The following is a 24515-nucleotide window of genomic DNA, read 5'->3' on the forward strand; positions in this document are numbered from 1 at the left end:
CCTCTATCAGGCTGCGCGCTGGCTGGCGCCGTTTATCAGGGAACGCAGCGGCGGCAGGACATTCTCGCCAATGCGGTAGGCCTCTTCCAGGCTGGGGACGGCGCCAAGGATGAACTGCTCGACGCCCGCTTCCGCCAGCGCGGCCAATTGTTCCGTGACTTGCTCGAAGCTGCCGACCAGCGCGGCGCTTGCGCCGGTGCTGGCTGTGGTCAAGCCCGGCCACAACCCTGCAGCATGGCTGTCGTCGGCTTGCTGGCCGCTCTGTTCGGCATAACGCTTGGCATCGAATACCGCCTCCTCCTCGGTTTCGCGCGCCAGCACATCCACGCGCAGGCCGATTTGCAATGTACGGCCCTGCTTGCTTGCCAGGTTGCGTAAAAGCGAGACTTTCCTTGCGACTTCGTCCAGCGGCTGCGCTTCCAGCACATGCACGTCGGCAAGCTTGGCTGAGAGGGCATATGCCTCGTCCGTCTCGCCGGATAGATAGATGGGAGGAACCTTCTGGCCGGAAAGCGGCCCTTGGAAGCCGCCTTGCAACACCTGGAAGAAGCGGCCGTCGAAGTCGTACCCGGTCGTGGTGATGACGTTGCGGGCCACGGTGACAAACTCCTCCACCCTTGGATACAAGTCCGCCTGCGCCGCGAAGTCGCCATGCTGCCTGCGCTTCGCCTCATCGGGCTCCACGCCGATCTGCCAGGCAAAACGGCCTTCGGTAAAGCGCTGGTAGCTCACCGCGTTCTTGGCGGCATAAACCGCCGAGCCGCGTGAGGCGTCGAACTCGGCCAGCACCGTCAGGTAGCGCGTAGCGCGGCTGAGGTAGCCGGCGACGATCCAGGATTCGTCGCCTTCCGGATCGTTCCTGACCTTGATGCCGTCGAACTTGGCCAGTTCCACCGCCTTGGTGATCTGATGCAAATGGTCGAAATAATTGAACCGCTGACCGCGAGGGTCGGTCACGCCCGGCAGGAAATAAGGCCGGCTGTCGGCCCTTTCCCCCCGGATGCGTTTTTCGGCGTCGGCATAGCGCCCATCCCCTGAGGTCGGTGCTTGCCAGAAAAATTTAACTGTCATGCATATCTCCGCGATATTTCTACTTAGATCACCATACTTATCGCAGAAACCATGCCATTCGCCTTTAATTCCCATAATTATTTTATGGGAATTTGCAGGGGTTTGAATCCTTTAGCTTATTTCATAGATTCATATTGCACGGGATGTTAATGCTGGACTTGAGGGAGGCATATTCGCGGCCCGAACTGTTTATATAAAAACACTTCAGCCCTTTAATTTGCTCCAAAATAAACAGTTGCTGCTCCACAAGCAGCCATCTCTCGATTAAACAAGACTTGGTTACGGACTCTTTTTTGACCTGTGAAGATTAATGTTGTCTTTCAAATCGATTGTCACGGAGCGCGCGACCTCAGCGTAATCGGGGTCTTGGGAAGCATATAGGATTGCCCGGGAAGCACTGATAATCAAACCGGTGCCGTTTTCAGTTTGGCCTGCCTTGACTAACTCCTCGACATTGCCACCCTGCGAACCTACGCCAGGCACCAGGAACGGCATATCACCCACCAGACTTCTGATCTTTTCCATTTGTTGCGGCCAGGTTGCGCCAACGACAAGCAAACTGTTTTTATGCACATTCCATTTTTCATGAACAATCTTCGCAATATGCTCATACAGCGGCAGCCCGTCCACAAGCAGATCCTGAATATCGCTTGCCCCAGCATTCGAAGTACGACATAAAAATGCGATGCCACGGTCCCTGTATTCGAGGAAAGGCTGCACGGAATCAAACCCCATGTAGGGGTTTATAGTCACGGCATCAGCCTCGTACCTTTCGAATGACTCCACCGCGTACATCCTGGAAGTACTGCCTATATCGCCGCGTTTTGCATCCAGAATGACGGGAATATGCGGATATTCTGTCTTGATGTACTTGATCACCTGCTGCAGTTCGTCCTCTGCGGAGATTGCAGAGAAATAGGCTATCTGCGGTTTAAAGCAACACGCAATATCATGAGTCGCGTCGACAATGTCCTTTAAAAAGCTAAATATCGCGCCGGATTGGTTTTTTATGTGTTCAGGAAATCTGGACAAGTCAGGATCCAGCCCCACACAAACCAATGAATTGCTTTTTTCCCAGGATTTCTCTAGTTTTTCAATAAAGTTCATTTTTACTCAGCATTAGGTTGCCACATTCTCATCCGGTCCATTTTCAACAACGCTTTCTGTGCAAAACTACGGTTTATCCTATCCATCTAAACCATGCTTGATGATGTCAGGCAGAAGCAGCATGTCATCCACCGCCCGCTCCGCGCCTGCCTCTAGCAATCTGCCGGCCGCCATGGTGCCGGTATAGGCGCATACCCGCATGCCGGCGGCGACCGCCGCCGCAACGCCGACATCGGTATCCTCGATTACCAGGCAGGCGGAAGGCTTGACTCCCTGGCTTTCTGCCGCCTTGAGATAGACATCGGGCGCAGGCTTCGGCCTGCCCAGGTCGGCGGCACTGAATATCCTGTCGTTGAAATAAGGCAGCAAGCCGGTGATATCCAGCATTTCATGCACTTTAGCGGCACTGCTGTTGGAAGCCACGCAGTGCGGCAACTGTAGCTGCCGCAACACCTGCTCTACGCCGGCGACAGGCTGCAAGCCGTTGCGCAATGCAGCATCACGCCTGGGCCGGTAGCGGGCAAGAAAATCCGCACCCGGCCGGCGGCCATAAATGCGGGCGATGATGTCCATGCACTGTTCGAGCGAATGGCCGACAAAATGCCTGGCCATCTCCTCGATCCGGGCAGGTATACCCTCCTCGTTCAATACGTCGACAAATATCTGGTTGGTGATTTTCTCGCTATCGACCAACACCCCGTCACAGTCAAATACGACTAATTCATAAGCAGGCATGATTCCCTTATTGCCCAGGAGCCGCTAACAAAACCCTGCCGGCGTTGTGGCCCTGCCTTGCCATACTATACATGTACTGCTGCTTTTGGCAGGACGGCTAGCCAGAATAGCCGAGCTTGGTTGGCGGCTCTAAGGTACGCTGTTCAAAGCGCAGAATGATGCCTTAAAACCAGGAGCTACGCAGCTCCCGGCTTCACCTTAAGCGCGCAATGCTTCTGGCGACGCCTGGGTGTTGGGGTTCGCCGGCCGATCCAGCCCCAGCCTTTCGCGGTAGGTATTGCCGCTGTACTCCTTCTGGAAGATGCCGCGGCGCTGCAGCTCTGGCACGACCAAACGGGCGAAGTCCTCCAGCCCCTTGATGGAGTAAGGCGGCACAACATTGAATCCGTCCGCACCCTTTTCAACGAACCATTGCTCGATCAAGTCGGCCACGGTTTTTACCGAGCCGATGGCTTGGATATGGCCGCGCGCCACCCGGAACTTGAGCACCAGTTGGCGGATGGTGAGGTTTTCGCGCCGGGCCAGCTCCAGTTGCTGCTGGAAGCGGCCACGCCCGTTCTCGCCCGCGTCGTAAGGCAAGTCCGGCAATGGGCCGTCCAGGGGATATTGCGAAAGGTCGAAACCGCCGAATTCCAGGTCGCTGAAATCCACCAGCTCCTGCAGCTCGCCGTATTTGTCTTGCGCTTCCTGGTCGGTTTCCGCCACCACCACGTTCAGGCCCGGGGTAATCTTGAGCTGGTCTTCCGCCCTGCCGTATTTCGCCATGCGGCTCTTGACGTCGGCATAGTAATCCTGCGCCACCTTGAGCGAGGTTGCCGAGCTGTAGGTCATTTCCGCCACGCGCGCGGCAAACTCCCTGCCGGTATCCGAGTTGCCCGCTTGCACGAATACGGGATATCCCTGGATCGGCCTTGGGTAATCCAGCAAGCCCTCGGAGGAGAAATAGTTGCCCCTGAAGCTCACCGGGTGTGCGGATGCCAGGTCATAGAAGTTGCCGGCGTTCCTGTCGGGATGGTCGAATGCATCGTCGTCCCAGCTGTCCCATAACGCCTTGGCCAGGTTGACGAACTCTTCCGCGCGCTCGTAGCGCTGCTCATGCGAACGATTATCCTGTATGCCGAAATTCTTGACCGTGGCGGGATTCAAGGACGACACCACGTTCCAGCCGGCGCGGCCACCGCTGATATGGTCGAGCGAGGTAAACTGCCGGGCGATGTTGTAGGGCTCGGAGAAGTTCGTATTGACTGTGGCGACCAGGCCGATATTCTTAGTCTGCGTCGCAATCGCGGAAAGCAAGGTGAACGGCTCGAAATGGAAATTGGACGGGTTCTTGGCCGCCTGCGGCGTCAGCTCGCCTGAACGGCCGATGAAATCGGCCACGAAGAAGGTATGAAACTTCGCCTCCTCCACGATCTTCGCGGCGCGTATCCACCATTGCAAGTCCGGGCGGCCGTTTTCCTTCCAGACCGGATGCAGCCAGCCTGCAGGATGGTGCCCGTAGCGGAGCAGGAATACGTTCAGGATCAATTGGCGCTTGTTGTCACTCATAGGGAGGCTCTCTTAAATATAAAAAGCCGGGCATCGAGGCCTATTGACCCTAGCCCGGCTATGTCGCGAGGTTGAAGCCTAGGCGATATCTTCCAGATAACGGCCGCTGTATGCCTTGGCCTTCTCCAGCAAGCCGGTGCGCTTCCACTGCACTTCCAGCGCGCCTGGCGTGTAGTGCTGGGCGCCACCGATCTGCTCGGCGATCGCCTGGTAGCGCGCAGCCTCTTCCACGAACAGGATCAGCTCCGAAGTGCGGATGATGCCCTTGCCCCAGAAATTGACGCCGCCGTTGGATTCCAGCAAGGCAGGCGGAGGCGCCAGCTCAGGGTGCTTATCCAAGCGCTCCTTGATGACGTCCAGGACACTGCGCGTACGGTCGAGGTGGTTGGGGATTTCGCGCGCCAGCAAATGGCGGGCCGCGGCGACATACAGGATTGGGAACGGCTTGTGCGCCAGCGACCATGCCGACAGGAAATTGGTATGGATATGGATGGCGGTGTCCGCATCCAGGCGCGCTTCGTTCAGGATATGGCTGCTTTCCTCGGAGAACTTGCTGATACGCAGGCTGGGGGTCTGGTCACGCGCAAGCCCGCCCGGGAAGCGGATATGCAAAAGCTTGTCGTGGCCCGGGATCCTGTGGGAGATATGGAAGGTCAGGCTCGCAGACAAGGTGCCGTTCTCGCGCAATACGTTGAATGCATGGATCGCATCGGCCTTGGCTTCGTCCACATACGACACCAAGTCGATTTCGGATAGGTTTTCACTCATTTCACATCCTCCAGTTAAAAATTAAATACCGCTGCTAAGCAGCTATGTTGTCAGGGAAATTGGCAAACTGTGGTTGTGCTTCCACCAGTTTTCTGGCGGCTTCCAGCGGCTCATGCACTATCCAATCCCTGATATCGAAATCGTCCGAAAAATAGTCCCACTCGTGCAGAAAGTCCTTTTGCACTTCCAACCCGCGGATTATTCCTCGGATAATGACGGGGTGAACGACAGGTGCACATTCTTGCCATGCGATCCGCACAGCATCCTGGCCGGTCCCTTTTGCCCATATCGGCGGGATATTCCCGTCCTCGCGGAACAAACCCGACTGCTTATGATGAAAATGCGCGTTGCGCAGCTCGAGGCTGTCAGAATCACGCAGCGAGTGGAGGATGTGCCGTCTTGGGCGAACTCGGCCTGCAGCCAGCCTTGGCGGATCGCCAACGCGGAAGCCGTGGCGGCACCGCAACGGGTGTACCAGAGTCGGATTGGTTCTGCTGGGTTCTGTGCCATATACATTCTTAACCACAAGTCATCTGAACCCATTCATTCGCAAGCACTATGCCAGCATCGACTTAATCAGGACCAGCCACGACAGTTAAAAAATTAATCAAACTTATAAAATATATTCACTAAATTATTATTTTTTATATAAAACTCACTATCAAAAACTGTTAAAAATCACGATAAACACTCTCCATATCAGTGACCAGAAATCAACAACCTCCCCAATAAGGCATGCTGCCTCTGCTGAAAAACAAACATATCCCGGCTTGCAACTCGCAATTGCTGCTTGAAAAACAACATTTGTTTAAAAATAAACATCTGGGATTGCCCGCAAAACAACAGCGTTACTACGACAAAAATTAGAGGAAAATAAATATCCAATATAATTCATATGGTTAAGATATTTACATGAAGAAAACAAAGTACTGGCACGAATCCTGCCGATAGTTTTGCCTGTGCACAGCAATGCGCTGGGCCATTCATTTCATTATTAGCAGGAAAATTCAATGTTCAGGAAAAGCACGCCCTTGCCAACAGAGTCGGTCCCAAGCCCATTTGTCAAACGACAACTCACAATCGCCGTAGCCGCCGCATTTGCAGGCAGTTTTTTTATCGCTCCCGCATTTGCGGCCGATGAGCAAACTCCTCAAGCCACGGGCACCGCCACGACACAAGCAACATCAAACAACGAAGAAACCACTCCTGCCCAAGCAAAGGATGTCGAATCATCCCTTGGCAGCATTGTGGTGACCGCCCAACGCCGTGAAGAAAATGCACAGGAAGTACCGACCGCCATTTCGGTATTGGGAGGGGAAGAACTGCAGCAAAGAGGCATAGGCCGTTCTGCAGGCGAAATTCTGAACAACGTCCCCAATTCATCAGCCGGCACCATCCAGAATGGCCGGCCACGCTGGTGGATCCGCGGCGTGGGCGCAGGCCAGCAACAGCTGGATTTCCCCAACCCCATCGGCTTCTATATCGATGACGTATTCATCAGCAATGCCAGCGCCACCGGCATCCCCATTTTCGACCTGGAACGCGTGGAAATCTTGCGCGGCCCGCAAGGCACGCTCTGGGGCAAGAATACGACTGGCGGCGCCGTCAATATCGTTTCCAAGAAACCTGCCTTCTCGGAGAACCCTGAAGGTTATGCCAAGGTGGATTACGGCAGCTTCGGTGACAAGGTAATCCAGGGCGCCGTGGGGGGCACCATCGTCGACGAGCGCATCGCAGGCCGTATTTCCTTCTATAACCAGGACCTCGATGGCCGCTTCACCAACCAATTCAATGGTAAAACCAGCGGTGGCGTTGAAGACTCGGTCATTCGCGGCCAATTGTTATTTGCGCTGACTCCTGACCTCGATGCCTTATTGAACGTTTACCATCGCAAGTACAAAACCGATGGCAACGTTGGCACGGTCTACAGCCGGACAGGCGAATTCCGCAATGGCTACCGACCTAGCCGGAATATCAACCATGTCAGCAGCAATGCCGAAGAAAGCAACGATGTTACGCAAAACGGTATTTCCTTGAATGTTAATTGGCAGATCGGCAAACTTACACTCACCTCCATTACTGCGTATGCCGATTACAAAACTGAGAATTTCGCCGATACAGATAACTCTCCGTTAGAAATTGGCCGTGGTTACACAGATGCAAAAAGTAAGCAGTGGACACAGGAATTCCGCCTAGCGTCTCCTCGTGAGGATCGCTGGAACTGGCTGACCGGTTTCTTCTATTTCAAAGAGGATATTGATTCATTCTCTGCCAACGCGAGACTACCTAATGGATCGGTTCCTCAGTTTGCAGGCTCCTCCCAACCAGTGAGCTTTAATTCTACTGACTTATCCCATAAGAGCGAAAGTTACGCTATCTTCGGGAGCACTACGTATAACTTCAGTGAAAAGTTTGATACTACTTTAGGCGCTCGCTGGACTACTGAAGAAAAGAAATACGACCTTAATCGCTTGAATAACACTGCAGGAACAGCGTCTTGGTCCGATCTGGGTTCTTGGTGGAGCAGTTACACTGGCGGCATTGGAGGAACAGGCACGTTTACTGATGAGCGTAGCAAACGATGGAACGCTTTCACTTACGACATTACCCCGCAATACAAGATCACGGACACGGATCGTGTTTACTTCAAGTTCTCCCGCGGCATCAAGTCCGGCGGCTACAATACCGCTGCCGCAAACCCATTGGCATTGAATACCTTGAAGCCGGAAGAATTGAACGCCTATGAAATCGGCTATAAGTCCGAATGGTTGAACGGCCGCTTGAATTTCAATGCCAATGCCTTCTACTACGACTACAGCAATGTGCAAGTCAATGTCGTCGGCACCAATCTTGCCGTGCCGATTTCCTACTTGCAAAATGTGGAAAAAGCCAGCGTCAAGGGCGCCGAATTCGAAGTCGAGGCATTGCCAACCAATAACCTGCACTTGAATGCCAATATCGGCATACTCAAGACCGAGTTCGAAAAATTCGACATCCAGAATGGCGGCGGCAACCACGATGGCAACGAGTTCGTGCGTGCTCCCCGCTGGAGCGCCCAATTACGCGGCACCTACAATATCCCGCTGGAAAACGGCAGCAGGATATTGCTGGGAGCCGATGCGCGCTATCTAGGCAAGCAGTATTTCTTTGTCGTACCGCAAAACAACGACTTGCTGAACCAGGGAGCCTACACCTTGGTGAATGCACGCGTAAGCTACTTGACCAAGAACGACAAGATCGAGATCACCGGCTACGTCAACAACCTGTTCGACAAGGAATACCGCTACCACGCCCTACCAGCAAGTGCTCCTGCAGGCACTGCTATCTCTGGTAACACTGTGTATTGGGGCAACCCAAGAACGATAGGCGCGTCCTTGACCTACCGCTTCTAATAATTTCAGTCAACTAACCTAAACACTGTACGACTTTATTCAAGAAACAGCCTGGAAACAGGCTGTTTCTTTTATTGAGTTCTAGCGGCATCAATGCAATCGAGCGTCTTCCCAAATTATTCGTATCTTTAAACCACGAGTACCCAATCAGTATGAAGCAATACCCCCTCATCCGTTGCCTGCTTTTGTATCGCTACATGCCGTACAAATTTGCCTTGACCGCTGTATTATTCACACTCGTCAATATCGGCATGGCATGGCAGCTATGGCTGGTCGGCCAAGCGGTCAACGATGTCCAGAACGGCAATGCCATTTCCAGGCTGGCGGATGGCAGCCTGGAATATTCACAAGCGCTGCATTGGATCGTGTTGTTGCTGCTGGTCGCTTTTGGCAGGGGCATATTGCAATATATCGGCGGCCTGATGTCGCTGGTGATCGGCCAAGACCTGCTCACCATACTGCGCGAGCGCATCCTGCACCAGGTACAGCGGCTGGACCTCGCTTACCACTGGCGGCACGGCATGGGCGAAATGGTCACGCGCACCACGCGGGATGCCGACAAAGTGCGCGACGCCTTGATCAACTTCTGGCGCCAGGTGTTCGAGGCCAGCCTCTGGGTGCTGGTTTCCGTCGCCCTGCTCTCCTGGTATCACCCGTGGCTGGGCCTGGGCACGCTGGCGTTCACGCTGGGCGGGATTGCATTATTCGTCACCCAGACAGAAAAACTGGTGACGCTGGATCGCGCCGTAGGCGCGGCCTACGATGCGGTCAACCAAGAACTGAGCGAAGGAGTGAACGGCGTTCGCGTCATCAAGTCCTTCGGCCTGGAACAACAGCGCGTCGCGATTTTCACGACGCTGGTGCGGAGCTTCATGCAGAACGCGCGCAGCGCACTGGCCTATGCCGCCTCGCGTATTCCCCTGCCACAGACCGTGGTTGCCTTGAGCCATGTCTGGATCCTGGCTGCAGGGGCATACCTGGTGCAGCAAGGCACGCTCAATATCGGCGAACTAGTTGCCTCGGTGCTGGTCGCCAATGCACTGGTGTTCCGCATCGAGGGCATCGGCCGGGTGATCCAGATTTTCGCCGATGCGCGTGCTTCCGCCGCCCGCATCTGGGAGCTGCTCGATGAGCAGCCGACGATCAAGTCAGGCGCCGACTCCGTTCCAGAGGGGGCATTGGGCATCCGCCTGAATCATGTCGGCATCCAATCCCCTGGCCAGGGCAATGCGATATTGCAGGATTGCAATCTTGAAGTCGCCCCAGGCGAGGTGGTGGCGATCGTGGGCATGACGGGCTCCGGTAAAAGCAGCCTGGCGGGATTGCTGCCGCGCTTGCTGGATGCGGATGCCGGGAGCGTGGAAATCGGCTCGCCATGGGCAGGATGGAGAAATATAAAATCATTTAAATTAAATGAATTAAGAAAAAAAATTAATGTCGTTCCTCAAGAAAGTTTCTTGTTCTCCGACACTTTGGAGGCCAACCTGCGGCTAGCCAAGCCGGAGGCAAGCGAGCAACAAATCCTGCAAGCCTTGGAGCAAGCGGGTGCAACGGAAGTGCTCGACCGCCTGAGCGACGGCCTGCAGACCAGAATCGGCGATCGCGGCATCACCTTGTCGGGCGGGCAGCGGCAGCGCATCAGCCTGGCGCGCGCGTTTCTCGCCGAGCCTTCCATCCTGGTGCTGGACGACGCCACCAGCGCGCTGGACGCCATTACCGAGCGCCAGGTGCTGGACAACATCCGCCAGCTGCGCAACAGCAACGGCCAGCCCATCACCGTCATCCTGATTGCCAGCAAGCTCTCCACCATCCTGCTCGCCGACCGCGTCGCCATGCTCGACCAGGGCCGCATCAGCGACCAAGGCACGCATGAGCATTTATCCACCACCAATGCGCAATACCGCGACCTGCTGGGAGTCAGCCATGGCAAATGATTTCCGCGGCGACAAGCCGCTCAATGACATCGAGCTGGAACAGGCCTTCGCCCGCAAGAAGCTCGACCGCAGCATGTTCTGGCGCCTGCTGCCGCTGCTGCAGGATGTGAAGGGCCGGATTCTCGCCGTCATCCTGCTCGAAATCGTGCTGGTGGGCGTGATCTTCATCCGCCCGTGGTTCCTGCGCGAGGTGATCGACAACGGCTTCATCCAAACCGCGCAAGGCATCGTCCTCAATACCCCGCTCTTGGTCTGGATGTCGGTCGCCACTGGCTTGAGCTGGGCATTGCGCTTCGGCCTGGGCAGCTTTTCGCAATACCTCGCCGGCACGGCGGCCATCGACATCCTCAACAAGCTGCGCATCCGCGTGTTCAGCCATGTGCAGGCATTGAGCGTGCGCTATTTCGACCAGACCAAGGCCGGCCGCATCATCTCCCGCGCCGACCGCGATATCGATACGCTGGAGCCCTTGCTGGTGCAGGGCCCGCCCGAGCTGTTCTCGGCGCTGCTGCGCCTGGTCGTGGCCTCGATCGCCCTATGGTGGATTTCTCCCAAATTGTTTCTAGCCCTGGCCAGCATCGTGCCTTTCCTGATTTTGGGCACCTGGCTGTTCAAGCGCATCTCGGAGAAAATCTGGGGCCGTGTCGCCGAGGCGCGTGCGCGCTTTACCGCGCACCTGGTGGAAACCGTCTCCGGCGTGCGCATCCTCAAGCAGACGGTCAACGAATCCAGCAATGCGCGCCGTTATCGCGGATTGCTGGAAGACTTCAACAATATCCTCATCAGGGGCTCCATGAAGTCAAGCTGGTTCCTGCCATTGACGCAGGTGCTCAGTACCGTCGGCATGGCCTTCCTGCTCATGGTAGGCGGTATCGGCATCGCGGATCAGGAAATGACGGTCGGCCAGCTCGCGCAGAGTCTGTTCTACGTCCAGCTTTTCCTCGGCCCGCTGCAGGAGCTGAACGATTTGTTCGAGCGCTACACTTCCGGTGCCTCGTCAGCGCAGCGCATTTTCCTGATGCTGGATACCGAGCCTGAAATCCAGGATCCGGCAACGCCGGCGATACCCAAGCAGGAATCCGGCAAGGTGGAATTCGACAACGTCATTTTCGGCTACCTGCCGGAAAAGCCCATTATCCGCGGCTTCAACCTCGACATCCATCCTGGCGAAGTATTGGCGATTGTCGGGCCGACCGGCCATGGCAAAAGCACATTGGTACAGTTGCTGACACGTTTCTATGAGGTCAATGCGGGCGCGGTCAGGATAGACGGCCAGGACGTGCGCGAGTATGCGCAGCAGGATTTGCGCCGCAAGGTGGGCATCGTGCTGCAGGACAACGTCCTATTCTCCGGCACGGTGCTGGACAACCTGCGCCTGGCAGCCCCTGAAGCCAGCGATGAAGCCCTGATTGCCGCCGCGCGTGAACTGGGTGCCGATGAAGTGCTGGAGCGGCTGCCTGCGGGCTACCGTACCGCAGTCGGCCCGCTAGGCGCATTCCTCAGCCACGGGCAGCGGCAACTGGTCTGCCTGGTGCGCGCCTATCTCGCCAACCCGGCCGTGCTGGTGCTGGATGAAGCCACTTCCGCCGTGGATATCCATACCGAACGCCGCATCCAGAACGCCTTGCGCCGCTTATGCGAAGGCCGCACCGCCATCATCATCGCGCACCGGCTTGCCACCATCCGGGATGCAGACCGTATTGCCGTCATCTGGGACGGCAACATCCAGGAGCTAGGCAATCATCAACAGCTTATCCGCCAGGGCGGCGCCTATTCCCGACTTTACCAGGCATACGAAGAAGCCTCCAACGCCAACAATCAGCCTGCCTAACCTCAACCACGACCAGGGCTACTGCTTCATAATCAACAGTAGCCCTGGCTGCTGTTGATTTACAATCACCACATAATAATAAACAACATTAATAAATTATATTAATTTATTGATAAATAAATAATTTCAACAATTGACGCTTCTATGTTTACCTTGGCATGGAACATGCCACTAATAAGGCTCCAACCTGTTCATCTGCGCAGGCTCAATTACAAGGAGACTCTTCATGTCGTCAGCAAGCTCTCAAAACACATCCGTTGATACCCTTTGGTACACACGCTGCCCGGTCCCTACCCCGCTCGGCCTTGCAGCCCGCCAGGACTGGTTCAAACAGGAATTCCAGATCGACAACATCACGATCAACACCCTGCAGGAAACGCGCGACCCGGAACTGCTCGAATCGCACTATGACCACAAGCTGCCGCACTCCTTTCGCCAGGGTGGCAACGTCCCGGCCATCTGGGCCCGCGCCAATGGCGCAGATACCAAGGTCATCGGCCTCAACTGGGTCGACGAAGCCCAATTGCTCCTTGCCCTGCCTGCTTCTGGCATCAAGGAGCCAAAAGACCTCAAAGGCAAGAAAATCGCATTGCCATTGAACCGCATCAGTATCGACCATCAACGCGCCAGCGCATTGCGCGGCATCGTCGTCACGCTCGAAACAGCTGGCCTTTCCACCAAGGATGTGGAATTGATCGATTTTGAAGTGCCGCAATCCGCACCTGGCTTTGGCTGGGGCAATGGCACCCGCGTTGCCTATGCGACCGAGCTGGAAGCGCTCAAGAGCGGCAAGGTCGATGTCATCTTCACCAAGGGCGCACGCGGTTACGAAGCCGCCGAAGCCAACGGCCTGACCATTGTCTACGACGTACGCAACCATCCCGATCCGCAAGTCCGCGCCAATAACGGCGCTCCACGCCCCATTACGGTCGATGGCGAACTCCTGCGCCAGCGTCCTGACCTGGTGGCCCGTTTCCTGCGCCGCATCGTCGATGCCGGCGACTGGGCAGCAGCCCACGAGGCTGAAACCGTGGCCTACATTGCCAAGGAGTCCGGCTCTACCGACGAATACGTGCGCAAGGCCTATGGCAGCGACATCCACCTGCACCAAGGTACCGATCTGAACCCGGAATTCATCGCCGCGCTGGAAGGCTACAAGAACTTCCTGCTGGAATGGGGCTTCATCAAGGCTGACTTCGACGTCAAGGCCTGGATAGACCCTGCCCCGCTGGCCGAAGTGCTGCGCTCGCTCTCGCAAAAGGCGGCATAATAAGCATATAACAATTAACCATAACAACTGCTGGCGCAGTATGATTAAAATCGAGGCAGCCTTCATAACAATGAGGGCTGCCTTATTCATTTGATGGCCGTTGTAGAACCAGGCCATCAATACTAGCTCAGAGAATCAATCAGGAGGCCTCAACATGGCAACACTACGCTTGGGTGACACCGCACCCGACTTTACCCAGGATTCCAGCATCGGCACTATCTCCTTCCATGAATGGCTGGGCGATAGCTGGGCCATCCTGTTCTCCCATCCTGCCGATTACACGCCCGTTTGCACAACAGAACTCGGCGCCACCGCCAAGCTTGCGGAAGAATTCAAGAAGCGCAAGGTCAAGCCCATTGCGCTCTCCGTCGACCCGGTAGACTCCCACAAGGGCTGGATCACCGACATCAACGAAACCCAGGGCACGGAAGTCAACTTCCCCATCATTGCCGATGCCGACCGCAAGGTGTCGGAGCTCTACGACCTGATCCACCCCAACGCCAGCACCACCGCCACCGTGCGCTCCGTATTCATCATCGATCCGAACAAGAAAATCCGCCTGACGCTGACCTACCCCGCCAGCACTGGCCGCAACTTCAACGAAATCCTGCGCGTGATTGATTCCCTGCAACTGACCGAATACCACAGCGTGGCTACCCCGGCCAACTGGGAAGACGGCGACGATGTCGTCATCGTGCCCTCGATCACCGACCCGGAAGTGCTCAAGGAGAAATTCCCCAAGGGCTACAAAGCCGTCAAGCCTTACCTGAGGCTCACCCCTCAGCCCAATAAATAAGGATTGATTGATCCAACGAATGCCCGGCCAGTCCGGGCATTTTTCATTTATCTCAGGTAACAAACCTACATTCATTCACCACGGCATATCGAATAACCTTCACTAGAACAATTGATTCAAAAAGAAAATTCCTGTCCATAGAAAACAGTGCAAAAACTGGCATCGGAAATCTGTCATTTTTTTGCAGAAAATAGTTGACCACTCCCCGCCAGGCCAGTATAGTAGCGGCTTCTCGATTCCCCGATAGCTCAGTCGGTAGAGCAACGGACTGTTAATCCGTGTGTCCCTGGTTCGAGCCCAGGTCGGGGAGCCAAATAGAGAAAGGCCCACAGCAATGTGGGCCTTTTTTCTTTAAATCTCATCCGCATTCATTTACCTCCAGATTATGTTGCTTGTTAGCAACACATCAGGTGTAATCCTCAACTTCAATAACTACCTATCGCCCTACTTTCCTGCTACATATCGCATAGGAAAACTTGCCTGTCGCTAGAGCCATGCTCTGCGCCTTGCATTAGAAAATCGATTAATAACTACCATGATGTATTTGAATATTTTTCTTGTCGCCTTCCTAGCCTTTGCTTTGAGCATGGTTTGCGGGGGCGGGGCCGGGCTGTTGCTAATTCCCATCCTGGGCTATGCCCTGCCTGCCGCCCAGGTTCCCGCAGCCCTTTCCATGGGGACATCCATCAGTTCGGCCACTAAGCTTTATCTATTTTTCCGGCACGTTAACTGGAACATAGTGAAACACTTCTTGCCGTTCGCATTGCCTGGAGTGTTGGTTGGAGCATGGTTATTGAGTTACCTAGCCCCGATGTATATAGAGTTATGCATGGCGGTCTTCCTCGTATCGAACTTGCCTTATATATTCAAGAAGGAATCGGCAGCGCCTCAGGACAAGACAGCCTTTTCAAACTACGTTCTCAGACTCATCGGTTTCTTGGCAGGATTCATTTCAGCCTTGACTGGCGCCGTAGGCGTCTTGTTCAACAGGGTATATCTACGCTATGGCCTGACAAAGGAAGAGATTGTCGCCACCCGCGCAGCCAATGAGATCATCCTGCATATTGTCAAATTATGCCTATATGCCTCATTCGGCTTGTTTACGCTAAAGGCGTTCTATATCGGCATATTGGTTGCTGTGGCCGCAATTGCCTCTACTTACCTGATGAAATATGTCCTGCCTAAAATATCAATCAAGGTATTCAGCAAAATCGGTTATAGCGCCATGGTAATGTCAGGCGTATTGCTGTTGAATAGTGCTGTGATAAGGATTCAGGAGGCCCACAACCCCAATATTGATATCGTCAGGGTATCCAAGGGCTACGATGCCACTTTCAACTGGAATGATTTGATCTACACCATTGAGTTCAAATATGGCGAAGGTTTCGAGTTCGAGAAGATCATCCCATTCTCAGACCTCGATCAAGCGCGACAAACGCACGTGCTTTTGCAAGACGTAGGGGCTGCAAAAATCGTCATCGAGAAAGTCTATGCGCTAAAAAAGATTTCCTACGAGGCATATTATTATGATCACAACGATCAATTGCTCAAGAAAATCAAGTTTCCCTGATTTTATAAAATATAGGCTTGCAATACTGCAAGCCTATATTGGGATGGAATACATGATATGCCATTCAATGTACGCCCTCATCAATCGCAGACTGGATAATGTCATCAGTAAAAGGCGTGCCGGCGGCTCGCAGGGCAATCACGAGGTCATCGACTTCATGTACCTTGTCGGAATTATCGGTTGCAACTAGCTGGTTGTATTCCATTTCATCCATGATGCGCTCCTTTTTTCATATGTATAAATCGATCATAAGCAGGCCATGTGAAAGCTGTATTACAAATCACTTCCAAAGGATTCTTTCAAGCCTCAGTAACCTGAACAGACCGTTGAGACTTATCCGATGTCATATGAGATTAAGCATATCCCATGCCATAGCGGCTGGCTTACAATATTCGCCCGTCTTCAATCCGCATAAGTTGCTCATGCCGGGCATTCGATAACATGCCCAGCCTGCTGTACAATCGTTCATATATTTGAGTTTTCTTCCTGCATCATGTTGCCCGCTTACGTACTGCTAGACCTTGAAACCACAGGCGCGACCCCGGTTACAGACCGCATCACTGAAATCGGCCTGATCCGTTACGAAAACGGAGTCGAGGTCAAACGCTGGCAGACCTTGGTCAATCCTGAAATGCACATTTCGCCCTTCATCAATGCCATTACCGGCATCAGCAATGCCATGGTGAAGGATGCCCCTTTGTTCCGCGATGTCGCCAACGAGCTACTTTCCCACCTGCACGGGGCGGTATTGTGCGCGCATAACGTACGGTTCGATTACGGCTTCCTCAAGAACGAGTTCAAGCGCCTAGGCATGACGTTGCGACAGAATGTGCTCTGCACCGTCAAGCTGTCGCGCCGGCTTTATCCTGAATACAAAAGCCACGGCCTGGATGCCATCATCGCGCGCCATGGCATCGTCTGCGCAGCACGACACCGCGCCATGGGCGATGTGGATGTCATGGCGGAATTCCTGCTTATTGCAGAAGCCGAGCATGGATTGGAAACATTGCAGGCCACGGCCGAGGAGTTGCTCAAAGGCCAGTCGTTGCCTGCCGACATTGATCCGCAATTGATAGATGGCATACCGGAAACACCCGGCGTTTATTTCTTTTATGGGGAAAATGCCCTTCCCCTCTATGTAGGCAAGAGCGTCAACCTCCGCAACCGCGTGCTGTCGCATTTCAACAGCGACCATGCGCGGGCGCGCGGCATGCGCATCGCCCAGGAAATCAAGCATATCGAATGGATAGAGACCGCCGGGGAGTTTGGCGCATTGTTATTGGAAGCCAGGCTGATCAAGGAGCGCCGGCCGATACATAACCGGCAGTTGCGACGCGAGCAGCAGCTTTGCTCCTGGCATCTGGCCCCGTCTGCGGGGCAACGCCCCTTGCTGACCCTGGTCGCACAGGATGCCATGACCGAAGACTTGCTGGGCGAGCTCTACGGGACCTATCGCACCAAGCGCCAGGCCCTAGCCGCATTGCGCCAGCTTGCCCAGGTGCACGGGCTTTGCCCGCAACACCTGGGGCTGGAAAGCGGCAATGGCCCTTGCTTTTCATATCAGCTTAAACGCTGCAAGGGGGTGTGCTGCAACCAGGAGCCGCCGGAGTTGCACTACCTGCGCCTGAAGCAGGCGCTGATCAGTCATCAACTGAAATCATGGCCCTATCCCGGCAAGATCGGCATCCGCGAAACCAATGCCAAGAATGGAAAGTCCGCAGTGCATGTGTTTGAGCAGTGGTGCTACCTTGGCACGGCGGACGAGCACGACAGCCTGGATATGATGCGCCACACCAAGACGGCGTTCATTTTCGATATCGATACCTACAAACTGCTGCTGAAACAACTCAACAAACCCGGCCTGCAATTGCTGCAGCTTTAAATTTAAAACTCCTGCCCGGCCTCATAGGCATGATACAGCGCGGCATAATGCCCGCCCTGGCGCATCAATGCGTCATGCGCGCCCTGCTCAACCACCTGGCCGTCGCGGATCACGGCAATGCGGTCGGCATCGCGGATGGTGGCAAGCCTGTGCGCGATGATGATGGCGGTCCGCCCCTCGCATAAGCGCCGCAAAGCGTGCTGTATCTTGCGCTCGGTCTGGATATCCACGGCGGAAGTGGCCTCGTCGAGGATCAGGATGGCCGGATCGGCGAGGTAGGCCCGCACCAGGCATACCAGTTGCCGCTGCCCATGGCTCAGGTGGCTACCGAGGGCGCCCACCTCCGTCTGATAGCCATGCGGCAAACGACTGATGATGTCATGCACGCCCAGCGCCTCCGCCGCGGCTATCAGCTCCTGTTCGCTGGCGTGCGGCTTCGCCAGCCGCAAGTTGGCGATAATCGTGCCGCTGAATAAGACGTTGTCCTGCAACACCACGCCGACATGATGGCGCAACTCATGCTGCGCCACGAATTTCACGTCCTTGCCGTCGACCAGCACCGCGCCGCCCTGCACCTCGTAGAAACGCGTCAGCAATTGCACCAGCGTGCTCTTGCCATGGCCCGTAGGCCCGACGATCGCCAGCACCTCGCCTGCCTCCACCTTGAGGTTGAGGTTGCGTATGACCGGGTTTTCGCCGTCCGGATGATAGGAGAACACCACGTCGCGGAATTCGACATCGCCCCGTACCTGCGGCAACGGCGTCGGATGCTCGGCATCGCGGATCTCCGGCTGGGTGTCGAGCAGCAGGAAGATGCGCTGGGCGGACGCCACGCCGTTGATGTAGCGCTCGAACAGGTCGCCCAGTTCTTGCAACGGCCCGAGGAACATGAAGACATAGAACATGCTCGCGGCCATCTGCCCAAAACTGATATGTCCCAAGGCGACTTCGCGGCCGCCGAAGACGATCAGCAGCATCATGCCCAGGGTCGTCAGCACGCCGGTGAAATGCGAGAACCAGCCCGACATCAGGGTATTGCGGATCAAGGCGTTGATGAAGTCCTGGATCAGCACGCGGTAGCGGGCGCGGTTGTTTTCCTCCTGCACAGCCTGCTTGATCAGGCGCACGCCGGCCACCGTCTCGACCAGGTGTGCAGTGAAGCGAGCGCGGTTTTCCGCCACTCTGGCGTAATTGCTCTGCGCCAGGTATTTGAACAGCCATGTCGCCCCGAACAGCAAGGGAATCACCGAGGCCAGGCTGAGAAACAACACCGGCGAGGTCAGCCAGAGCAGTATCCCGGCCACCACGCTGCGCAGCAAGGCCGACAACAGTTCAGGGGGCCCTTGTATCATCAACGGCTCCAGGCTGTCGACGTCGCGGTCTATGCGCGAGACGATGCGGCCGGACTTGGTACGATCGAAATAACCCACGCTCAAGTGCTGCACATGGTTGAACACGCTCACGCGCAAGCTGTTCAACACCCGGATCGCCGCCGAGCCGGACAGGAACTGGGAAACGCCTGCCAGACCGAAACGCCCGGCCCAGGAGACGGTCATGCCGACCAAGGCCCACAGGATGATATGGGTATTGAGGCTATAGCCTCCCGCCAGGCCTTTCACCAGGCCATGGTCGATCACCTGCTCGATCATGTAAGGCCGCAGGAACACGAGCGCGACCAGCACTATCTCAGCAATAATGGCCCCGGCCACGAAATGCTTCACCGGGCGTAGCAAAGGCAGCAGGCGCCAGAACATGCCGCGCTGCAATTTCTGCTGCGCCAGCATTTCTTCCAGCTCGATGTCGGACATCACGCGCAGTGCGGGTGTTTTATCACTGGCCACTATCCACCCCCATCAATTCACTGTATTCCGCACTGTCTTCCACCAGGCTTGCATGCGTCCCTTCCGCAATGATCCTGCCGCCCGAAAGCACCAGCACGCGATCCGCCAACAGGATGGTGGATAGCTTACTGGCAATCATCAGCACCGAAACCGCCTGGCCCTTGTCTTCAGGCAGACGGCGAATATTGTTCAATACCGTGCGCTCGGTCACGGCATCCAGCGCACTGGTGGCATCGTCCAGCACCAGGATCGAGGGCTTGCCTATCAAGGCGCGGGCAAGGCAGATCCGCTGCCGCTGTCCGCCCGAGAGCGTAATGCCCCTATCGCCGATTCGGGTCTCCAAGCCCGACTCCAACCGTGCCAGCACTTCTTCTGCCGATGCCATGCGCAAAGCCCACAGCAGCTCCTCATCCATCGCGTCCTGGCCCGCCAGGCGCAAATTGCTGGCCAGGCTGTCGGAAAACAAGAAACCCTCCTGCGGCACGACATGAATCGCGCGCCTCAAGGCGTCCAGGGTGAAATCGCGGACATCGTGCCATTCATCATCCCACCTCAACTCGATCTTGCCGGCCTTGGCATCGGCAAGCCTGGGCAGCAAGCTTGCCAGCGTGCTTTTGCCGGAGCCTGTCGCCCCGACCAGCGCCACAATCTCGCCGGGCTTGAGTTCAAAACTGCATTGGTCGAGCACCGGGTTGCCTCCGCCTGGAGGCTCGACGCCCACCTGTTGTAGCCGGACGCCAAGCGCCTTGCCTTGGGGAATATCCAGCGTTCCACCTTCAATCTCTGGCAAGGCGTCCAGCAACTCCCATATGCGCGCCGCCGACGAACGCGCATCGGCAAACACCTGCATCACCCGTCCCACCCCTTCCACCCTGAATACCAGCGTGGTAGCCATCAACAGGGAAGCCACCAGCTCCCCGTAATTCAAATGCTGGGTATAGACCAGATATGCGCCCACGCCCAGCACCCATACCTGCCCAAGCCCCACGACGAACTGGGGGATGGGTATCCTGCTTGCCGAGTAGCGCAAGGCTTCCAGGGCCTGGCCGACGAAGAAACGGACATGGCGCTCGAACTGCGCCACGCGGGTGGATTCCAGGCTGAAGGCCTTGATCACGCGCACGCCGCTCACCCCTTCCGTCAGGTCCTGGTTGACGCTGTCGAACGCCTGCCCCACGGCACGGTCGAGCTGTACCAAATGGTCGGTCTGGCGGAACAGGATGTAGAAGCCCAGGGTCGTCAATAACAAGGGGCCGATGCCCAGCAACGGGTGATACCAGAACAGGAAGCCGACTGCGGCGATGACGATGAACGAGGTGTCGACCACCTGCCGCCAGAAGCTGATCAAGGCATCGCGCAGCTTATCGGCGTCGCGCGTGGTGCGCGTCACGATCTCGCCCGCACCGTGCAGCCAGTGGTAGGCCAGGTCCAGACGCTGCACCTGCACCAGAATCATCTCGCGCAAATATCCCAACAGGTCTTGCTGGATCACCAACGACAGCCAGCCGACAAAATACATCAGCAATGCCCGGGCTGCGGCAATGCCGATGATGACGAGCAGCCAGTGCCAGGCAACACTGGCATCCAGGTTGCCAGCCGCATCCGCGACGACGGCCACGCCCTGCTCCACATCGTGCACGGCACGCGCGATCATGCCTTGCTGCCAGGCCAGCATGAAATTGGCGAGGGCAAACAAGGCAGCAGAAATCCAGAAACGTACGGGCGTACGCCGATAGAGCCACAAACATCGCAACAAGGGATAGGAACGGAGATTCACAAACCGGGCTTTCATACAGCAGGGTTATGCGCCATGCCCGGGGAGCCAGGCATGGCGGCAGTGCAGGAACGCACTGCGTTATTTGGGATATAGACTAGCGCAGATTACGCCAGCGGAACAAGTAGCGGCCCACACGCTGGATGACCAGGTTCATCAGGTAGCCCAGCAAGCCGATCAGGGCGGTGAGGATGATGAGGATATCCATGCGTGACGCGGCCTGCGCATTCATCATGATATTGCCGAGGCCAGCACCGGCGCTGAACAGGATCTCGCTGCCGATGGTCGCCAGCCAGGCAAACGCCAAGGCGAACGAAACGCCGGTAAAGATGCTGGGCAATGCCGCGGGCAGGAGTATCTTGAAGAAGGTCTTGCGACGACCCAGCTTGTAGACATCGCCGACTTCCTTGTACTTGTCCTCCACCTGGTGCAGGCTTTCGTAAGTCGCCAGCACCATGGGATAAAACGCCGACAGGCACACCACCACCAGCTTGGACGGATCGCCATTGCCCAGCCAGAGGCTGAACAGGGGCACCAGGCCCATCAACGGCACCTGGCGCAACATATGGTAAAGCGGCCCGATCAATACATCCGCCACGCGCCATAACGCCATCACCGCACCGACCCCGAAGCCGATGGAGCCGCCGATCAGCAGTCCAAGGAAAGCGCGCTGGAGGCTGGCGGCAACGCCTTGCTGCAACTCGCCTGTCGAGATGATTTCCAGCAAGCCATGGTAAATCTGCGAGATAGAGGCGAATGCATAGGCATGTTCCGCGCTCTGGCGCGACATCACTTCCCACACGAGGAGCAATGCAATCGGGATCAGCCAGCCGCGGCCGCTTTGCAGAATACGGTATCTGGATAACGTTGATGTTGTCATTTGTCCGCTCCTGCCTTGCGCCAGGGAATCAAATTGGCCTCGCCCCACTTGAACAGGCGGTCTATGCCAAAACCGATGAGTCCGGTCAGCACCACGCCGACCATCACGATATCAATGCGGAAAATCTCGCGGCCCATCTGCATCATATGCCCGAGCCCGCTGTCGGCGGCAAGCAACTCCGCCGCCACCAGGATGGTCCATGAACGCGCAAACGCAATGCGGAAGCCTGTCAGGATGGGCGGCAGGATCGCAGGAATGACCACTTTGGTGTACAAGGTACGGTTGGGCAGCTGATATGCCTGCGCTACCTCGAAATAATGCTTGGGTATGCCCTTGGTAGCCTCGTACGACGCCAATGCCACGGTAAAGAAGGCCGCCTTGGTCACGATGGCGATCTTGAACAGCTCCTCAATGCCGAACAGCAGGATGAAGATCGGGATCAACGCGATGGTCGGCACCTGGCGCAATGCCTGGAACAGCGGCGAGAAAAAACCCTCCACCTTGGGCGACAACGCCATCAGGATGCCGAACAGCAATCCGGAACTGGCGCCGATCAGGAAACCTATTCCCAAACGGGATAAACTTACTGACAGGTGTGCCCACAATTCGCCCGAATCCAGCAATTCATGCAGGCTGGCGAGCACCTCCCACGGTGAAACCAGCAATTGCGGAGAGAAAATCTCCAGCTTGGTGACCCATGCCCACAGTAGGAGAAACGCAATCGGGGAGATAAACGCCGCCAGGCGTAACCTGCTGCGACGGCGAAACACCGGGTCGGCCTGGTTGATGCCAAGTGCAACCCTGATACCTATGCTCATAGATGTAATTCTTTCCTGCTTGATAATAGAAGCGGCTCAGAACGGCTAACAACACTCAGCGAAACGCTCCTGACTAGGCACCCTGCCGAGGCGGCACAAACAGTACGCCAAGGCAGGGCAACAACGCCAAGAGAGTTTTTGTTATCGCTCTTATTCCGCCTGGGTCAGCACGGCCAGCTTGGTAATGCCGGCGCGCTCGATCGAGGCCATGACCTTGGCCACCACGCCGTAATTCACGGCTTCGTCGGAACTCAAGTGCAATGCCAGATCGGGATTGGCCGCATGGCGCGCTTTCAATTCCGACTCCAGTTGCGCCACTGGCAGTTCCTGCTTGTCCACGAACACCTTGCCTTCCGCATCCACACTCACTGTCACTGGCTTTTTCGGCTCGGGCGGCTGCGTGGCAGCCGTCTTGGGCAGGTTCACCGTGATGGCGTTGTTGAGTACCGGGATGGTGACGATGAACGCCACCAGGAGCACCAGCATCACGTCCACCAAGGGCGTAATGTTGATTTCGCTCAATACGTCATCTGATTCGCTAGTTGTCGAGAAAGCCATTATGCAACCGCCTCATTTTTCAGGTTGACCACGGAAGAAGCAGTCTCGTGCTTGGTCGAACCAAGCTCGACAGGCTTGCTGCCGGCAAAGTTGGCCTTGCGGGAAAGGCGGATCAGGTCGGCGGCAAAATCATCGAGGTCGCCGTTGATCAGCTTGAGGCGGCGGGTGAAGAAGTTGAATGCCAGCACCGCAGGCACCGCAACCGCAATCCCTAGGCCTGTCGCCACCAGGGCTTCGCCGATCGGGCCGGCGACGACTTCCAGGCTGGCGGAGCCCAGCGCGCCGATATTGGTCAGCGCGTTCATGATGCCCCATACCGTGCCGAACAGGCCTACAAACGGCGAGGTGCTGCCGATACTGGCCAATACGGCAAGACCGCTGTCCAGGCTGCGGCGCTCCTTGAGGATTTGCTGGCGCAGGGAGCGCTCGAGCAAGTCTTGGCGGTCGCCGGTATGCTCAAGATCATGGGAGGCATGGCTGTCTACGTCGCGCAGAGTATTGAAGCCAGCCTGCGCCACGCGTGCCGCAGGACCGTCGACATCCTGGATCTCGGAGGCGGCAATAATATTGGGAGCGCTCCAGAACGCCTTCTTGTAACGCTTGGTCTGGCTGGCTGCGCGCCAATGCTGGTAGCCCTTGACCAACAGCAAGGTCCAGGTCACCACGGAAAAGGCAATCAGCGCATAGAGCACGCCATCGACAATCAATGAATTGGATTCTGAAATATCAAACATCTTTAA

Annotated in this window: 20 protein-coding genes and 1 tRNA gene; 8 read left to right on the forward strand and 13 right to left on the reverse strand. The window is 56.1% G+C overall.

Features of this window, described 5'->3' with window-relative positions; translation table 11 throughout:
* Positions 1-6 precede the first annotated feature (6 nt).
* The 6 genes from ACJSDX_RS12250 to ACJSDX_RS12275 form a co-directional block, all read right to left on the reverse strand.
* Positions 7-1071, reverse strand: coding sequence for an LLM class flavin-dependent oxidoreductase (locus ACJSDX_RS12250; protein WP_407994920.1), 1065 nt, complete (start codon positions 1069-1071; stop codon positions 7-9).
* Positions 1072-1350: 279 nt separating this feature from the next.
* A complete protein-coding gene (gene pyrF, locus ACJSDX_RS12255; protein WP_407994921.1) occupies positions 1351-2178 on the reverse strand; it encodes an orotidine-5'-phosphate decarboxylase in 828 nt (275 codons plus the stop codon).
* A gap of 78 nt (positions 2179-2256) precedes the next feature.
* Complete coding sequence (locus tag ACJSDX_RS12260; protein WP_407994922.1) at positions 2257-2913, reverse strand: HAD family hydrolase; 657 nt, start codon at positions 2911-2913, stop codon at positions 2257-2259.
* Positions 2914-3111: 198 nt separating this feature from the next.
* Complete coding sequence (locus tag ACJSDX_RS12265) at positions 3112-4461, reverse strand: LLM class flavin-dependent oxidoreductase (protein ID WP_407994923.1); 1350 nt, start codon at positions 4459-4461, stop codon at positions 3112-3114.
* Positions 4462-4539: 78 nt separating this feature from the next.
* The gene (locus ACJSDX_RS12270) at positions 4540-5229 is read right to left on the reverse strand and encodes a class II aldolase/adducin family protein (RefSeq protein WP_407994924.1); all 690 of its coding nucleotides are present in this window, start codon (positions 5227-5229) and stop codon (positions 4540-4542) included.
* Positions 5230-5263: 34 nt separating this feature from the next.
* Positions 5264-5548, reverse strand: a complete 285-nt coding sequence (locus ACJSDX_RS12275; protein ID WP_407994925.1) for a hypothetical protein — start codon at positions 5546-5548, stop codon at positions 5264-5266.
* Between the two features lie 691 nt (positions 5549-6239).
* Here ACJSDX_RS12275 and ACJSDX_RS12280 point away from each other — a divergent pair.
* From ACJSDX_RS12280 to ACJSDX_RS12310, 7 genes are all read left to right on the forward strand, one after another.
* Positions 6240-8621 carry a TonB-dependent receptor gene (locus ACJSDX_RS12280; protein WP_407994926.1) on the forward strand — a complete coding sequence of 794 codons (2382 nt, stop codon included), beginning with the start codon at positions 6240-6242 and terminating at the stop codon, positions 8619-8621.
* 152 nt (positions 8622-8773) lie between these two features.
* The gene (locus ACJSDX_RS12285) at positions 8774-10555 is read left to right on the forward strand and encodes an ABC transporter ATP-binding protein (protein ID WP_407994927.1); all 1782 of its coding nucleotides are present in this window, start codon (positions 8774-8776) and stop codon (positions 10553-10555) included.
* Positions 10545-12386: an ABC transporter ATP-binding protein gene (locus tag ACJSDX_RS12290; protein WP_407994928.1), complete on the forward strand. Its 1842-nt coding sequence runs from the start codon at positions 10545-10547 to the stop codon at positions 12384-12386. The genes ACJSDX_RS12285 and ACJSDX_RS12290 overlap by 11 nt, the downstream gene beginning before the upstream one ends.
* A gap of 226 nt (positions 12387-12612) precedes the next feature.
* Entirely contained in the window at positions 12613-13656 is a 1044-nt protein-coding gene (locus ACJSDX_RS12295) for an ABC transporter substrate-binding protein (RefSeq protein WP_407994929.1), read from the forward strand.
* A gap of 154 nt (positions 13657-13810) precedes the next feature.
* Positions 13811-14452, forward strand: coding sequence for a peroxiredoxin (locus ACJSDX_RS12300; protein ID WP_309565363.1), 642 nt, complete (start codon positions 13811-13813; stop codon positions 14450-14452).
* A gap of 237 nt (positions 14453-14689) precedes the next feature.
* Positions 14690-14765, forward strand: a tRNA-Asn gene (locus ACJSDX_RS12305).
* 222 nt (positions 14766-14987) lie between these two features.
* The gene (locus tag ACJSDX_RS12310) at positions 14988-16022 is read left to right on the forward strand and encodes a sulfite exporter TauE/SafE family protein (protein ID WP_407994930.1); all 1035 of its coding nucleotides are present in this window, start codon (positions 14988-14990) and stop codon (positions 16020-16022) included.
* Between the two features lie 64 nt (positions 16023-16086).
* Here the strand turns inward: ACJSDX_RS12310 and ACJSDX_RS12315 are convergent, their stop codons facing one another.
* The gene (locus ACJSDX_RS12315; protein WP_407994931.1) at positions 16087-16236 is read right to left on the reverse strand and encodes a hypothetical protein; all 150 of its coding nucleotides are present in this window, start codon (positions 16234-16236) and stop codon (positions 16087-16089) included.
* Positions 16237-16515: 279 nt separating this feature from the next.
* On the opposite strand from ACJSDX_RS12315, the gene ACJSDX_RS12320 reads away from it, so the two are divergent.
* Entirely contained in the window at positions 16516-17904 is a 1389-nt protein-coding gene (locus ACJSDX_RS12320; RefSeq protein WP_407994932.1) for an exonuclease domain-containing protein, read from the forward strand.
* A 2-nt stretch (positions 17905-17906) separates the two neighbouring features.
* On the opposite strand, the gene ACJSDX_RS12325 is transcribed toward ACJSDX_RS12320, so the two are convergent.
* The 6 genes from ACJSDX_RS12325 to ACJSDX_RS12350 form a co-directional block, all read right to left on the reverse strand.
* Entirely contained in the window at positions 17907-19745 is a 1839-nt protein-coding gene (locus tag ACJSDX_RS12325; protein ID WP_407994933.1) for an ABC transporter ATP-binding protein, read from the reverse strand.
* A complete protein-coding gene (locus ACJSDX_RS12330) occupies positions 19735-21537 on the reverse strand; it encodes an ABC transporter ATP-binding protein (RefSeq protein ID WP_407994934.1) in 1803 nt (600 codons plus the stop codon). The genes ACJSDX_RS12325 and ACJSDX_RS12330 overlap by 11 nt, the downstream gene beginning before the upstream one ends.
* A 79-nt stretch (positions 21538-21616) precedes the next feature.
* Entirely contained in the window at positions 21617-22399 is a 783-nt protein-coding gene (locus ACJSDX_RS12335; protein ID WP_407994935.1) for an ABC transporter permease, read from the reverse strand.
* Positions 22396-23217: an ABC transporter permease gene (locus tag ACJSDX_RS12340; RefSeq protein ID WP_407994936.1), complete on the reverse strand. Its 822-nt coding sequence runs from the start codon at positions 23215-23217 to the stop codon at positions 22396-22398. The genes ACJSDX_RS12335 and ACJSDX_RS12340 overlap by 4 nt, the downstream gene beginning before the upstream one ends.
* Positions 23218-23367: 150 nt before the next feature.
* On the reverse strand, positions 23368-23775 hold the full coding sequence (locus ACJSDX_RS12345; protein ID WP_309565370.1) for an ExbD/TolR family protein: 408 nt from the start codon (positions 23773-23775) through the stop codon (positions 23368-23370).
* Positions 23775-24509 (reverse strand): MotA/TolQ/ExbB proton channel family protein, encoded by a 735-nt coding sequence (locus ACJSDX_RS12350; RefSeq protein ID WP_407994937.1) that lies wholly within the window; start codon positions 24507-24509, stop codon positions 23775-23777. Before ACJSDX_RS12350 ends, ACJSDX_RS12345 begins: the two co-directional genes overlap by 1 nt.
* Positions 24510-24515: the final 6 nt, after the last annotated feature.

Source organism: Methylobacillus draconifructus (assembly GCF_045984355.1).
In the GTDB taxonomy this organism is placed as follows: domain Bacteria; phylum Pseudomonadota; class Gammaproteobacteria; order Burkholderiales; family Methylophilaceae; genus Methylobacillus; species Methylobacillus flagellatus_A.

What these genes read in the sequence shown, in the direction of transcription:
- ACJSDX_RS12350 (WP_407994937.1), bottom strand. Translation starts at nt 24,509, where the DNA reads ATGTTTGATATTTCAGAATCCAATTCATTGATTGTCGATGGCGTGCTC.
- ACJSDX_RS12340 (WP_407994936.1), bottom strand. Translation starts at nt 23,217, where the DNA reads ATGAGCATAGGTATCAGGGTTGCACTTGGCATCAACCAGGCCGACCCG.
- ACJSDX_RS12265 (WP_407994923.1), bottom strand. Translation starts at nt 4,461, where the DNA reads ATGAGTGACAACAAGCGCCAATTGATCCTGAACGTATTCCTGCTCCGC.
- ACJSDX_RS12310 (WP_407994930.1), top strand. Translation starts at nt 14,988, where the DNA reads ATGATGTATTTGAATATTTTTCTTGTCGCCTTCCTAGCCTTTGCTTTG.
- ACJSDX_RS12345 (WP_309565370.1), bottom strand. Translation starts at nt 23,775, where the DNA reads ATGGCTTTCTCGACAACTAGCGAATCAGATGACGTATTGAGCGAAATC.
- ACJSDX_RS12260 (WP_407994922.1), bottom strand. Translation starts at nt 2,913, where the DNA reads ATGCCTGCTTATGAATTAGTCGTATTTGACTGTGACGGGGTGTTGGTC.
- ACJSDX_RS12335 (WP_407994935.1), bottom strand. Translation starts at nt 22,399, where the DNA reads ATGACAACATCAACGTTATCCAGATACCGTATTCTGCAAAGCGGCCGC.
- ACJSDX_RS12300 (WP_309565363.1), top strand. Translation starts at nt 13,811, where the DNA reads ATGGCAACACTACGCTTGGGTGACACCGCACCCGACTTTACCCAGGAT.
- ACJSDX_RS12270 (WP_407994924.1), bottom strand. Translation starts at nt 5,229, where the DNA reads ATGAGTGAAAACCTATCCGAAATCGACTTGGTGTCGTATGTGGACGAA.
- ACJSDX_RS12330 (WP_407994934.1), bottom strand. Translation starts at nt 21,537, where the DNA reads ATGAAAGCCCGGTTTGTGAATCTCCGTTCCTATCCCTTGTTGCGATGT.
- pyrF (WP_407994921.1), bottom strand. Translation starts at nt 2,178, where the DNA reads ATGAACTTTATTGAAAAACTAGAGAAATCCTGGGAAAAAAGCAATTCA.
- ACJSDX_RS12290 (WP_407994928.1), top strand. Translation starts at nt 10,545, where the DNA reads ATGGCAAATGATTTCCGCGGCGACAAGCCGCTCAATGACATCGAGCTG.
- ACJSDX_RS12315 (WP_407994931.1), bottom strand. Translation starts at nt 16,236, where the DNA reads ATGGATGAAATGGAATACAACCAGCTAGTTGCAACCGATAATTCCGAC.
- ACJSDX_RS12280 (WP_407994926.1), top strand. Translation starts at nt 6,240, where the DNA reads ATGTTCAGGAAAAGCACGCCCTTGCCAACAGAGTCGGTCCCAAGCCCA.
- ACJSDX_RS12320 (WP_407994932.1), top strand. Translation starts at nt 16,516, where the DNA reads ATGTTGCCCGCTTACGTACTGCTAGACCTTGAAACCACAGGCGCGACC.
- ACJSDX_RS12285 (WP_407994927.1), top strand. Translation starts at nt 8,774, where the DNA reads ATGAAGCAATACCCCCTCATCCGTTGCCTGCTTTTGTATCGCTACATG.
- ACJSDX_RS12250 (WP_407994920.1), bottom strand. Translation starts at nt 1,071, where the DNA reads ATGACAGTTAAATTTTTCTGGCAAGCACCGACCTCAGGGGATGGGCGC.
- ACJSDX_RS12295 (WP_407994929.1), top strand. Translation starts at nt 12,613, where the DNA reads ATGTCGTCAGCAAGCTCTCAAAACACATCCGTTGATACCCTTTGGTAC.